Source organism: Rhodococcus sp. BP22, from assembly GCF_014281965.1.
Taxonomy (GTDB): domain Bacteria; phylum Actinomycetota; class Actinomycetes; order Mycobacteriales; family Mycobacteriaceae; genus Rhodococcoides.
Map to the genome: position 1 here is coordinate 138,622 of NZ_JACFTB010000005.1, position 12,976 is coordinate 151,597.

The 12,976-nt window shown below is 63.0% G+C and carries 14 protein-coding genes; 10 read left to right on the forward strand and 4 right to left on the reverse strand.

Annotated features, from left to right (window positions below; translation table 11 throughout):
* The first annotated feature begins 99 nt into the window (after positions 1-99).
* Positions 100-681, forward strand: a complete 582-nt coding sequence (locus H2510_RS12455) for a DUF6461 domain-containing protein (protein WP_186628630.1) — start codon at positions 100-102, stop codon at positions 679-681.
* A gap of 198 nt (positions 682-879) precedes the next feature.
* Here the strand turns inward: H2510_RS12455 and H2510_RS12460 are convergent, their stop codons facing one another.
* The 3 genes from H2510_RS12460 to H2510_RS12470 form a co-directional block, all read right to left on the reverse strand.
* Positions 880-2,058: a saccharopine dehydrogenase family protein gene (locus H2510_RS12460; protein WP_186628631.1), complete on the reverse strand. Its 1,179-nt coding sequence runs from the start codon at positions 2,056-2,058 to the stop codon at positions 880-882.
* A complete protein-coding gene (locus H2510_RS12465) occupies positions 2,055-3,506 on the reverse strand; it encodes an ABC transporter substrate-binding protein (RefSeq protein WP_315901354.1) in 1,452 nt (483 codons plus the stop codon). The genes H2510_RS12460 and H2510_RS12465 overlap by 4 nt, the downstream gene beginning before the upstream one ends.
* Positions 3,507-3,787: 281 nt before the next feature.
* Positions 3,788-4,378, reverse strand: coding sequence for a TetR/AcrR family transcriptional regulator C-terminal ligand-binding domain-containing protein (locus tag H2510_RS12470; protein ID WP_186628633.1), 591 nt, complete (start codon positions 4,376-4,378; stop codon positions 3,788-3,790).
* A 108-nt stretch (positions 4,379-4,486) separates the two neighbouring features.
* On the opposite strand from H2510_RS12470, the gene H2510_RS12475 reads away from it, so the two are divergent.
* The 9 genes from H2510_RS12475 (at position 4,487) to H2510_RS12515 (ending at position 12,266) form a co-directional block, all read left to right on the forward strand.
* Positions 4,487-5,344, forward strand: coding sequence for a phytanoyl-CoA dioxygenase family protein (locus tag H2510_RS12475; protein ID WP_136170179.1), 858 nt, complete (start codon positions 4,487-4,489; stop codon positions 5,342-5,344).
* A gap of 247 nt (positions 5,345-5,591) precedes the next feature.
* The gene (locus tag H2510_RS12480; RefSeq protein WP_186628634.1) at positions 5,592-6,101 is read left to right on the forward strand and encodes a hypothetical protein; all 510 of its coding nucleotides are present in this window, start codon (positions 5,592-5,594) and stop codon (positions 6,099-6,101) included.
* Between the two features lie 89 nt (positions 6,102-6,190).
* Complete coding sequence (locus tag H2510_RS12485) at positions 6,191-6,913, forward strand: YdcF family protein (RefSeq protein ID WP_186628635.1); 723 nt, start codon at positions 6,191-6,193, stop codon at positions 6,911-6,913.
* Positions 6,914-6,918: 5 nt separating this feature from the next.
* Entirely contained in the window at positions 6,919-8,151 is a 1,233-nt protein-coding gene (locus tag H2510_RS12490; protein WP_261392903.1) for a hypothetical protein, read from the forward strand.
* A 54-nt stretch (positions 8,152-8,205) separates the two neighbouring features.
* The gene (locus H2510_RS12495) at positions 8,206-9,084 is read left to right on the forward strand and encodes a DUF1295 domain-containing protein (RefSeq protein ID WP_186628637.1); all 879 of its coding nucleotides are present in this window, start codon (positions 8,206-8,208) and stop codon (positions 9,082-9,084) included.
* Positions 9,081-10,223, forward strand: coding sequence for an FAD-dependent oxidoreductase (locus H2510_RS12500; protein ID WP_186628638.1), 1,143 nt, complete (start codon positions 9,081-9,083; stop codon positions 10,221-10,223). Before H2510_RS12495 ends, H2510_RS12500 begins: the two co-directional genes overlap by 4 nt.
* Before the next feature lie 73 nt (positions 10,224-10,296).
* Positions 10,297-10,731: an NAD(+)--rifampin ADP-ribosyltransferase gene (gene arr, locus H2510_RS12505; RefSeq protein WP_397517362.1), complete on the forward strand. Its 435-nt coding sequence runs from the start codon at positions 10,297-10,299 to the stop codon at positions 10,729-10,731.
* A 77-nt stretch (positions 10,732-10,808) separates the two neighbouring features.
* Entirely contained in the window at positions 10,809-11,261 is a 453-nt protein-coding gene (locus H2510_RS12510) for a MerR family transcriptional regulator (RefSeq protein ID WP_186628640.1), read from the forward strand.
* Positions 11,262-11,273: 12 nt separating this feature from the next.
* Positions 11,274-12,266, forward strand: coding sequence for an aldo/keto reductase (locus tag H2510_RS12515; RefSeq protein WP_186628641.1), 993 nt, complete (start codon positions 11,274-11,276; stop codon positions 12,264-12,266).
* 58 nt (positions 12,267-12,324) lie between these two features.
* Here H2510_RS12515 and H2510_RS12520 read toward each other — a convergent pair whose 3' ends face one another.
* Complete coding sequence (locus tag H2510_RS12520) at positions 12,325-12,921, reverse strand: TetR/AcrR family transcriptional regulator (RefSeq protein ID WP_186628642.1); 597 nt, start codon at positions 12,919-12,921, stop codon at positions 12,325-12,327.
* Positions 12,922-12,976 lie beyond the last annotated feature (55 nt).

The window sequence follows — 12,976 nt, forward strand, 5'->3', positions numbered from 1 at the left end:
CTCGGGTGCCCGGGGGCCTGATTGTCAAAGATGGCAGTGCCTAGCGCTCGCTCCGGTGACGACTGTGCCCACAAGCCGGTGTGGTGGGATGCTGTCCTGATGACGACAGAAATTTCCCAGGACGATTTTGCATGGGTCGAGGAGGACGACCGCTTCGATATGGGTTTGTGTTTCACGCTGGTGCATTCCGCTGACCCGGAGGCTGTGCTCGAGGTGTTCAATGCCGTGAACCCGAGGAAGGTGCGCCGGGCGGCGGGGATGAGTGACGACGAGTGGATGGATTCGCTCGGCGATGATGATCTGGCGCAGCGGTTTGCGGGTGTGGCAGGTGGCTGGGTGTGGGTGCTCGAGGAGTTCGCGATTAATGCGGTGTTGTCGCCGCTGCCGGAGCGGTTGTCGGACGCGTTCGGCACCAGTATCACTGTGCAGTGGGATGTGAATTTGTTGTCGACGTTCGTGTACGCCGTCGATGGCGCCATCGAGCGGCATTTCGAGTTGGGGCGGGTGGCGGACCCGTCGGATCGTTCGGTTCCCGAGGGTTACCTGGATGAAGAGGACGAGATCGACTGGGAAGAGTGGATGTCGGGCGGTTTGTGTATGCAGGCGCGGCTCGCGGGAGTGATTGCTCTGACGGCTGATCCGATCGAACCTTTGATCGTCGAGACCTGCGGTGGGGCCTAGGTCGCGTAGCACCTCTTGTGCCACAAGGGAATAGTCGTCTCCGACTATGCGACGCTCGGGGGTGGTGCACCGGTAATAGCGTGATCGCCGGCAGCGAGGTACCGATCGGCACCTCGCTGCCTCGATTAGAACCTGCCGATGGGGGCCGGCCGGCGGTGCCGTGGCAGACCGGGCCGTTCGACCCATCATTGGGCAAGTTCAGGAGGTCACCGTAACGGTGTGGTGCAGCCCCACTTCCGATGCGGCCGTCACTCTGCGGACGAATCCCTCCGCGTCTTCGATGCAAGCCTCGGGCGCGACGATTCCGCGTCGGGTCAGTCGTCCCTCGATCAGTTCGACGAGGGCAGCCGCAGCGGGAACTGCGGTGATGGTGCCCGCGCTGTTTCGGCTACTCGGGTAGAGAATGTGGCCTTCGATCGCGATCCGAGTGGGCACTCCGTCTTTCTCTCCGTCGACGGCCACCTGCCAGGCGCTGCCGGGGAGTTGGCCGGTCACCTCTATACCTAGGTGCTGTTGGCCTTCCGGCGTTGTCATGTAGCGGGCGAGGAATTCCCGCGGTGAGATCGGCAGCCCGTCCGGGACTTTGCCGCTGAGCATGCCCAGCCTGTCGAGGTCTTTCCAGATTTGCACGCCCTCTGGCTCGAACCAGGCGAAGCGCACCACCGCGTTGCGCAGTCCTGCGATGAAGCGCCCCAGTGTGACGCCTTCGGGGTGGCCCATGTAGCCGAAGTCGTGAGTACCGAATGGCTCGGTCATCGTGAACGTCTGCGGAGAGGCCCACGCCGGCACATCACGCTCTGCGCCGTCCAGGTACTGAGATACGTTGCCGGACATGGAGTGCAGCATGTGGTCGTTCAGTGTGTAACCGAGGTCCACCCGATATGGCACGCCGATCACGACGTTGACGGTGTGTGCCGACGTCAACTCGTCCACGGCCCAGCGCGCGGCCAGGTTCGTTACTCCCGGTGAGGACCCCATGCCGGTCAGCACCGTCAAATCTGCCGCTCGGGCCTCTTCGTCCAGTTCCGAGTTGTTGATCAGCTTCTGCGTGACGTCGAACTCATCGCAGACGTCTACATAGTGGGCACGCGCGGCCACCGCCGCATGCACGATGTTCATGCCGAAGCGATAGAACGGGCCGACGGCGTTGAAGACGATGTCCGCGCCGGCAATCACCGCGTCGATGCTCGCGGTGTCGGCGGCATCGAAGCCCGCCGCGACCGCGGTCATCGACTCGGACTGCACATCGGCTACGACTTCTACTGCTAGCGACTCGTCACGGTCGGCGACGACCATCTCGTCGACGACGCCAGACTTGGCAAGCTCACGGGCGACTTCCCCGCCCACGGTCCCTGCGCTGAGGATCACGACCTTCATGCTTCGTTCTCCCAGGCTCGGTGCAGCAGAATAATGTTGTCGACCGAGCGCTCCGCGCCCTGCACTCGCTCATCCCAAACCACACGGATTTGTGCAGGTGCCCACACCAGGTACGGCACCGTCTCGTTGACCTGCGTCTGTATCTTGTCGATGATGTCCTGGCTGGCTTCCTCTGACTGCGAGTTCAGCAGTTCCTCCAGGAGCGCATCCATTTTGGGGTCCGCGTAGCCGCTCGCATTGTCGCCGGAGTCGCTGCCCAATCCGTCGTACAGGCGAAGGTAGGGCGCTTCGTCGACGAGGTTCATGCCGCCTCGGGCGATATCGAAATCATTGACTATGTAGAGCTTTCGGATCAGATCGCTCACGCTGCTGGCCCGGTCGATCGTGACATCGAAGCCGACCGCGCCCAGCATCGCCTGTGCGGCCAGCGCACCCGCCTCGGCCGTCGGTTCTGCAGTGGTCACATAGGTCAGTTTTCCGTCGTAGCCATCGGCTTTCGCCTCGTTAAGCAGTGCACGGGCCGCGTCGGGGTCGACCACGAGTGGATCGACGTCGCTGTGCCACGGAGAGCCCTCAGGGAACATCGCCGCGCCCACTGGACTGTCGTTGTTGCCGCCGAAGGTGCGCTGGTCGATGATCGCCGGGTCGATGGCCAGAGCAATAGCCTGGCGTACTCGGATGTCCTGGCCCGGTCGGCCCTCCCGTTGATTGATGAACGCGACCGCCCCCTGCCCTTGAAGGTCACGGTAGCCAGCCCAGCCGTCCTGTTCTACCTGCGCGATCGCGTCGGGGTTGCGAAACATGAAGGCCATGTCCAGCTCGCCGCTGCGTAGCGAGTCGAGTTGCATGTTGGCGCTGGTGGTCGGAACGAACCGGACCTTGTCCAGATTGGGGCGGCCGGCGTGGTAATCCTCGCGCGCGGTGAGGACCAGTGCCTCGTCTGGAGCGTAATTCTGCACCGTGAAGGGCCCGGCCCCGATCGGTGTAAATCTGTCGCCGTTCACAGAGGACTCGGCGACGATCATGCCTGCCCCGGTGGCGAGCAGCACTGGAAAGTCCTGCCACGGTTGGTTGAGCTGAAATTCCACGGTGCGGTCATCGGCGGTATCGACAGACTTGACCACGTGGTTCCAGGTCTGCGAGCCACTGGCGTAGCTGGCGCCGAACCGATCCATGCTCCATTCCACGGCTGCCGCGTCGAGCGGGCTGCCGTCGCTGAACGTCGCGTCTTCCGGCAGCGTCATCCGCCATTTCATGCCGTTGTCGTCGACATCGAGCGTTTCGGCGAGTTGAGGGACGAATTTCCCGTCGCGGCTGTCGCGCTTGACCAGCACGTCATATATCGCGGCCATTTCTGTGCCGCCGGTGGACCCTGCAGCCTGTGTCTCGGCGGGGTCCAGCGTGCGGGGAAACGAGTAGGAGCCGAAGGTCAGCTCGCCACCGGCCACCGCGTTCGACGAGTCTGCGACCTCGGCGACATATCCGATGGAACCGCCGTCGTCGTTGCCGGTGCCCGAACTGGCGCATGAGGTCAGCACCAAAGCGCCACCCAGCGCCGCTGCGAGCACCGGCGTCAACCGAGCCGCTGGCCCCCGTTTCATCTGTTTCGTCATCTCACGCCTCTCCGACCTGGCCCGTGTGGTCCAAGTCACTAAGGCGACAGTAGGCGACTTAACACCCTTAAAGCAACAGTTGTTGCTTTAAGGGTGTTGGCAGTGTTCCGGATCGGCTACGGGGTTGGCGCGAACGCTCTCGCGGTCGCCTCCGCAATGGCCTCTACTGTGGCGCTGGTGGCAGGCTTTTTGCCGAAAGTTGTGCTCAGTAGGAGTGGCCCGACGATCATTTGCAGCACGAAGCGGGCGTTGACGTCCTCACCTACTTCGCCGCGCGCCTTCGCGCGGGCAACCACCTCTGACAGGTCGCGCAGGATCGGGTTCCAGTGGGTGCGCTGGATCTCCGCTACCTCGGAGTCGACGTCGGACGCGAGCACCGCGTTCAGTGCGATCTCCACCGGGTTGGCAAAAAAATTCGCGAACTCTCGGGTGAGGGCCTGTACATCGGTGACCCAGGATCCGGTGTCCGGGGCGACGAGTAGTGCCGTGTGCAGCGTGAGGGCCTCTTCGACCAATGCCACGCGGGTCGGCCACCATCGGTAGACGGTCGACCTGTGGATGTTCGCTCGCTGCGCGACGTCCGCGCCTGAGAATGTGGTGTTGCCCTCGCGGAGCATCTCCAGCACCGTCGCGGCGACCGTGGTCCGCACGACCTCGCTTCGTCCACCCGAGCGCACGCGTTGGGTTCGGGGTTCATCGCTCGTCATGTTGGGATCGTATCTGCCGAACGAATGCCTTAAAGCGACAACTGTTGCTTTAGTGGGGAATGTCTGGTTGTGTGCATCTAGCCGCAAATTAGACACTCAGGAGTGCTCATGACCGATCTTCCCCGTATTCACGCCTCCGGGCCCATGCAGGACATCACCGACGCGCTGCAAGAGCATGGTGCCGTGATCGTCGAAGACCTGCTGGATCAGGATCTGCTGCGGCGCTTCAACGAGGAGCTGGATGTACACCTGAACGAAAGCGCTCAGGGCGACGAGCGAGGCTTCGTCAATGCGGGGGTGGCGGCCTTCTTCGGCGACCGCACCGAGCATCTGGCCGGGCTGGCTGCCAAGTCCGAAGTGTTCGCCACCGAGGTGCTTACCCACCCGATCTATCGCGCGGTCTGCGACGAGGTGCTTTTGCCCAACTGCGCGACTTATCAGCTCAACCTTGCCCACGTACTCAACCGCGGACCCGGCGGCACCCCGCAGCCGCTTCATCGAGACGAGGACGTGTGGGTTCACTTGGCCAAACCGCGGCCGACCATCATGTTGGCCTCGGTGCTGGCCCTGCGTGACTTCACCGCGGACAACGGTGCCACCCGCGTGATCCCGGGCAGTCACCTGTGGGACGTGCAACGCCGGCCGACCGACGCCGAGGCCATCCCCGCGGTGATGAAGGCGGGCTCGGGCATCATCTATCTCGGTTCCACAATCCACGCCGCCGGCGCCAACACTACGGCCGACCAGTGGCGCCGGGGGATGCACATCAGTTACAGCGTCGGTTGGCTGCGAACCGAGGAGAACCAGTACCTGTCGATCCCGCTGGAACAGGTTCGCACCCTGCCGCGCGAGTCGCAGAATATTCTGGGATTCGGCGTGCACGATGCGATCGCGCAGCGCGGGGGCTATCTCGGCACCGTCGACCTTGCCGACCCTGTCGAGCTGATCGCCGCCGGCAAACTGTAGGCGCTATGCCAGCCCCTGTGTCCTGGGATGCAAGGTTCAGCTGACCAATTGGTCGCAGACTTTGGTCAGTTCTGAGCACTGACAGGGGAATGGCCACGCACCATATCGTGCCGGTTATCGACTCGCGCCGCGGTGCCGGCGCGTTATGCTCGCGCCGACAAACCGAAAACTCGGAGCAGAGGCAGGAGTTCACATCATGCGACATCATCAGAAATCCAGAAGGCGACAGGTAGTCGTGCTGGGAGTGATGAGCGCCGCTGTCGGGTTGGTGGCTGCCTTGGCCCCCACTGCGCAAGCTGACGCCGTCGGCCGAGACGTGCCGATGGCCTATCCCCTCGGCGGGGAGCACACCATTCGGTTCGGTGCGATGACCGTCTGCCATTGGGATCAGGGCAAGGGCATCAGCCCCCTCGAACAGGCCTTGAGTGCCAATGCCTTCGACGTCGATGCGCCACCGTCGACGAATCCGTTCGACCTTGGGCACTTCTTCCCTTTCAATTCGGCAACCGTGGAATGGACGAACAAGAACACGGGACAGTCCGGACGTCAATCGATCTTCACTGTTGGCAACGAGGTCGGCGTCCGTGACATCGACACCGGCATCGGCGACCTCACCGTCAAGGTCACCGCGACTCGCTCAGCATTTCCCACGTTCGATACCGGTTCGGCAGCGCCGTTCGCCTCAGCGACCCACTCGGAGGTGTTCGAGATCGCCGGGATCGACGTCGACCGCTGTAACGGCCCCATCGGCGGCTAGTCGGCGATCAGCACCTGGTCCGTGCCCGCGGACCGTGAGCGGATCGTCGAAACCTGCGGTGGGGCATAGCTGTCGGATAGGTTCGACAAATGTCCTTTGACGCACGTGCGGTTGCGCTTGGCCTCGTCGCGGTGCTCGGGCTTGTACTTCTGATTGCGGTGGTCGTTCTCGAGTTGTGGTTTTTCGTGCTGTGGGCGGCGGTGTTGTTGGCTGTGCAGCTCGCAGCGTTTGCCGTGTACGCCTTGATCTACGGCCGCACCGAGCCACCGGAGGGGAGTGCATCCGTCGTCGCGTTGGGCTGTGAGTTGGGTCCGGGCGGCAGCGTCACTCCATTGTTGGCGAGCCGGTTGGATCGTGCGCTCGAGGTGTACAACGGCCAGGTCGACGCCGGAGGCTGGCCTGCTCTAATCGTGTCGGGTGGCCAGGGGACCGACGAGTCGGTGCCCGAAGCCACTGCGATGAAGCAGTACCTCGCTGCGCGGGGCGTCGCGGAGGCGAAGGTCTTTGCGGAGACGGAGTCGCGAAATACCCGTGAGAATCTCGTGTACAGCAAGGAGTTACTGGACTCGGCGGGCCTGACGTCCGAGCCGATGATTGTCGTCACCAGTGACTTTCATGTGCTGCGGACAGCAGGGCTCACCCGCGATCTGGCTATCAACGCTCATGTGACGGGGGCCAGAACTGCCCGGCCCTACTTACAAAAGGCTTTCCTACGCGAATTCGCGGCTGTGCTGCAGCGCTATTGGCAGGCCAACACCGTTTTGCTCGTTGGCATACTTGTCTTCGTGGTCTTTTTGCAGAACGTCAACTGATGAACATGAAACTCGCACTCGCGCACGTGACACTGTTGGCGGGGGCGTTCGTGGCGGCGTTGACGCTGACGACGACGGTCTCGCACAACTTCGCGTTCGTCTCCGGTGGCGACCGCCTCGACGTCTTCTTCGACAGCGCGGCATCCGCGGCGACGCTCGGTGCGATTGTTGCGGTGGTGATTGCAACCGTCGTCTCACGCACCCGGAGTGTCGGTGCGGCAGCGGGATTCGGCATCGTGCTACTTGCGGTCGTGTCGCTGGTGCAACCGGCAGGGGAACTGCAATTGCGGGCGCTTGCGGCGGGGCTGATTCTCGGCGGCGTCGCGGCACTGACCGGCATGCGGGAGCGTCGTACATTGCAGTGTGCTCTGGTGGTCGGCGTGGTCTCCGGGGCGGTCATGGCGGGCCCGCTGGAGAGCGAAGGCATCCCGGCTCGCTACGCCGACTACCTCGAACCTGATGCACCGCAAAGGTATCTACTGGTCGCGCTGGGTGTGTTCGCTGTCCTGTTGGCTGTATCGGCGTGGATGAAAGCGTTCGAAAAAGAACCCGTACCCGTGGACAACAAAGGCCGAATGCTGTTGGTAGGGATTGTGATTCCTGTAGCAGGGTTGGTGCTGTACTGGCTGTTTCAGCGATCGGTGTTCAGCCTCGGGACCGGCGAGGCCATGCAGAATCGGTGGTTACTCGGGCTGGTGGTGATCCCGCTACTGGTCGGCGCGGCGTTCGCCCTTCCTGCTGCGACAGGAGCCGTCGTTTTGGCCGCGCTGGCATATCTGGGTGCCGGCCCCACCGGGTCGTTCGAGATGTCGACGGCGCTGGTGTTCGTTGCGCTGTTGTTGGCGGGCTCGGTGGTCGGGTGGCGATGGCGTTCAGCGATGGTGGGTTTCGCGCTCCTGGCGGTGGTCGCTGCTACGGGATTGTTCACCGATCCACCGGTCGACTGGATCAATATGGGAGCCAATGCTTTCGTGCTTCCCTTCGCCGTCGGCTTGCTCTACGCGTCGCTGCTTCCTACGGCTACACCCGCCGCGACGATGTCGGTGACGACGCCGATCGCGGTGTCGATTCCGATCGTCGCCGAGTTCGGTTGGACGGCCTACACCCCGCTCACCACGATCGAGCCGAAGTTCTCCCCGACCGCCTGGATGTGGACGTCCACCGCTGTTTCCGTCGGCTCGGTCCTGGCGGCGGGTGCGGCATTCGTGGTTCTGCGAAAGCGTCGGGGAGTGGTCTGATTCGTTGACTCCGATCTGCTCACGGACAGAGGGCTGGAGAACTAGCATCCACCCATGAGCCGAGGTGCGTCGTTCGCGCGAGTCGCGGTTGTCTATGTGATTGCCATTGCCGCCGGATTTGTGTGGCTGGTGTGGGGGCCGGATACCGGCTACTTGTGGCTCGACGGGCTGATCGCCGATCTGATTGCAACGCTGGTGATTTTCGCGGCGAGCCGGATTCACCGCAATTCGAGCTTCTACGACGCGTATTGGTCGGTGTTGCCTCCGCTGCTGGCGTTCTACTGGTGGGTCGACGCCGGGGCAGGGGTCGACGAGCTCCGGTGGTGGCTGATGATGGCGGTGATGCTGGCGTGGTCGGTGCGGCTCACTGTCAATTGGATTTACAGTTTCCCTGGTCTTCATCATGAGGATTGGCGGTATCCGCTGCTGCGTGAGCGCGCGGGTCGGTTCGGGTTCGGCGCGGATCTCTGTGCGATTCATGTCTTTCCGACACTTCAGGTGTTTGCCGGGCTGATCCCGGTCTATGTCGTCGCGACGAGGGCCGGTGAGCCGTTCGGTGCGCTCGACGTCGTCGCGTTCGTCGTGGGTGTCGGTGCGGTGAGCATCGAGACGATCGCCGATCTGCAGATGCACCGCTTCGTCGCCACCAAGTCGCCGGGTCAGATCATGGACTCCGGATTGTGGTCGTGGTCGAGGCATCCGAATTACTTCGGCGAGTTCGGCGTGTGGCTTTCGTTCGGGCTGTTCGGGTTTGCTGCCTATCCGGGCGCGTGGTGGGTGTTCGCCGGTGCCGCCGTCATGTTGGCGTTGCTGCTCGGCGCGAGCATTCCGATGATGGAACAGCGCAGTCTGCAGCGACGGCCCGAGTATGGCGACGTCGTGGCCCGGGTGCCTCGTTTCGTTCCGCGCCCGCCGAAGAAGATTCACGCGTGAGCCGTCCCCGGTTCGTGGTCGCCGGGCTCGGTGACACCGGTGTGCTGACGGCCATTGCGCTTCGACGGCTCGGTGACGTCGTCGGTATCTCCACGAAGCCGGGGTTCGTCAGTGGTCAAGAGCTCGGCCTGAGGTTGGCCCGCCCGGAGGCGTGGGTGCGTGACTACCGCATCGCGTACGACAGGTTCCGGGGTCTCGACCATGTGCGCGTCGTGCATGGCAGTGTTTGTGCACTGGACACCGACGCTCGGACTGTCCGCATCACCTGCGCCGACGGCTCTACCGCCGAGGAACCGTACGACGTCCTGGTGATCGCCACGGGAGTGGCCAACGGTTTCTGGCGTCGACCCACTGTGCAGGACGCTGCGGGTGTCGACGCCGACATCGACTCGGCGCACCAGCGCATTGCAGCGGCGAATTCGGTGGTGATCGTCGGCGGCGGTGCGGCAGCGTCGAGTTCCGCAGCTCAGGTCGCCGAACGATGGCCGACGAAGAAGGTGGACCTCTATTTCCCCGGCGAACGTGCACTGCCGCATCATCATCGACGCGTCTGGCAGCGGGTCGAAGCTCGGCTGGCGCGCCTCGGCGTCGGCGTGCATCCAGGTTTCCGTGCGGAACTGCCGTCGGGCAATGACGCCCATCGATTGACCGACGCACCGGTGACGTGGTCGACGGGGCAGCCGCCCGTGGTGGCCGACGTCGTGATCTGGGCGATCGGCCGCGTCGAACCGAACACCGCGTGGCTGCCGGGGGAGATGCTCGACGACCGAGGTTTCGTGGCGGTGCAGCCGTCGTTGCGCGTGGTCGGGCATGAGAATGTGTTCGCGGTAGGTGATGTCGCTGCCACCGATCCGCTGCGGACTTCCGCTCGCAATCGGGGCCACGCGCTCGTTGCTCGCAACGTTCGTTCGCATCTCGAGGGCTCTTCGCTGCGTGACTACCGACCACCGAAGCGTCGCTGGGGTTCGGTGCTCGGCCCGCAGCGCGATGGGCTCGTTGTATTCGCCCCGACCGGGCAAGGTGTCCGAGTGTCCGCATGGGCTTCCGACGTCGTACTTCAGCGGCTCATCACCCGGCAGGGGATTTACGGGGGAGTGCGGAGAACCGGCGGGAAAGTTCCTGCCTCTTTCAATTTATAGCTGGGTGAGGGGCTTGCGGCAAGGCCCCCATAGCGCTGCACAATCGTCAGTCCACGTACTGCGACAGACGGAGATCGACGTGACGAACCCGCTGAAACCTTTCGAAGTGCACGCCTCGGGTGCGCTGCTTCACGGAACCAAGGCCAACGTGTCGATAGGCGATCTGCTTGTGCCCGGCCGTCCTTCGAATTTCGAGACCGGCCGAATTTCGAATCACATCTATATGACTTCGACCCTCGATGCTGCTGTGTGGGGGGCCGAGTTGGCGACGGGTGACGGTCCGGCTCGGATTTTCATTGTGGAGCCCGAAGGTGCAATCGAGGACGACCCCAATGTGACGGACAAGAAGTATCCTGGCAATCCGACCCGTTCCTATCGCACGCGCGAACCCGTCAGCATTGTTGGCGAAATAGCGGACTGGGTCGGACATTCACCCGAACAGCAGCGCACCATGCGAGATCGGTTGGATGATCTCAGGAGGCGGGGGCTGGCCGTCATCGATGACTGAATGCCCCGTGCAGGTGGACGGGGAGCGCGGAATCGAAGGTTGTCTTGGAGTGCACTCCAAGACGTACTGTCGCATTCATGAGTGCACCAGCACGGCAAACATCGACTGGCCGACCCGAGGGCATCGGAATTGCCGAGATGGCGGAATGCTCGGGGCTGACCCAGGACACGCTTCGGTGGTACGAGCGAGAGGGGTTGACTCCTGACATTCCCCGATCAGCAAATGGTCGACGCGTTTTCACGCCGAGGTTGGTCTCCTTGCTGAATCTGCTTGTTCGCCTTCGGTCGACGGGTATGCCGACTGCTGATATGCGCGATTTCGTGAAGCTCATCGACGGCGGTCCGGCCACGCACCGTCAGCGGGTCGCTATTCTCTCCGCGCACCGTGCGCGTATCGCGGAGCGTCAACGGCACCTCACCGATGCCAGCAACGCTTTGGAGTCGAAGATTTCACACTACGAACTCCTCATCTCGGAGGGGCTGGACTGCGAGGGTGCCGCAGTCCCCAATCCAACGGACAACGACCAGTAAGTGGGTACACACATGTCAATATCAACTCGTAGAATCCCCGCCCTCGACCGCGACGTCAGTGCCATCGGGCTCGGCTGCATGGGCATCAACTGGGCCTATGCGCGCGACGACGCGGATTCGGCTCGCACAGGTTCGGAGATTCTTGCCCACGCACTCGCGTCGGGAATCGATTTCTTCGATACCAGTGACGCTTACGCCGCCGGAGAGAACGAAAGGATTGTCGGCGACGCTGTGGCTGACGCCGACGTCGTCATCGCGACGAAGGCGGGCCTGATCGGTTCCATGGACAGCGGGAAGCCGACGCTGACACGTAATGGCCGCCCGGATCACCTTCGGAAGGCGTGCGATGACAGTCTGCGGCGCCTCGGAATCGACACCATCGATCTCTACTACCTGCACCGCGTCGATGATCAGGTGCCGATCGAGGAATCGTGGGGAGCGCTGTCCGATCTTGTTGCTGCAGGCAAGGTTCGAGCGTTGGGTTTGAGTGAAGTCACCGTCGAGCAAGCCGAGGCGGCGCATGGTATCCACCCGGTGGCGGCTGTTCAATCCGAACTATCGGTATGGACCCGGGACGCATTGGGGCAGGGCGATACTCCTGATGGTGCCGCTGTCGGGAACATCGTCGACTGGACCCGTGAGCACGACGCGGTGTTCGTTGCTTTCTCACCGCTGGGGCGCGGGTTCCTGACCGGGAGCCTCGACACTGCGGCCCTGCCGTCGAGCGACTTCAGGACTACCCTTCCCCGGTTCACCGGTTCGGCGGCGCAACAAAACCAAGCGATCGTCGACGCCCTCGCGTCAGTCGCCGATCGCCACGCCACGACGCCGGCAGCCATCGCGTTGGCGTGGGTGTTGGCGCAGGGGCAGCACGTCATCCCGATCCCGGGAACGACGAAGGTGACTCACCTCGACGCCAATCTCCTGGCTGCGCAGCTCACTCTTTCTGCAGAGGATCTCGGGATCCTCGACGGTGCGCCTGCCGCGGTCGGCCCGCGCTACTGAGATTGAGTTGGGAGGTGAGGGGACTCGAACCCCTTACCCCTTGCCTTGTTGTTGGGCGTCAGGTTCCAGGGAGTGGGAGGAGCCGGTTGATTACAACGTCCAATGCGGCCAACGCTTCCACTTCTCTGCCCTCGTCGTAGAGCATCGTCAGCGCAAGACCGTCACTGGTTGCGATCAATGCATCGGCCACAGTTGAAGTTTCGATGTCTGCAGAAACGGCGCCTTGTCGTCGCCCCTCCTCGAGATACTCGGTGAGTGCTGCACGAATGTCGTTGTCGACTGCAATGGCGGCTTCGGAATAGGGGCGATGTCCGATCGCCCGGACTGAAAACTCCGCCCAAATTCGGGCTTCGGCTCTTCTGTCGGCGTCGAGTGGGAGCGTGGCGAGTAACCAACTCCGCACGACGTCGACGAGTGTGCCGGTGCGATCGACCGACTGGAGCCTTGCTTCCACTCGTTCGCCCACGAGTTGTAGTGCGAATTCGAGCATCTCGTCCTTGGTGCGGAAGTACTTCTGGATTGCCCCGACGGAGCAGCCTGCGCGTTCAGCGACTGCTCGGATGTTTGTTCCGGCGAGGCCTTCGTCGGCGATCAATTCCAGCAGCATGTTTCCGACATGTCGCCGTCGCTCGCTGGGGTTGTAGGTCGGGGGCACAACAGGCAGCATAGAATACAAACGTATTCTATGCTGCCTGTTGTCAGTGTCGATC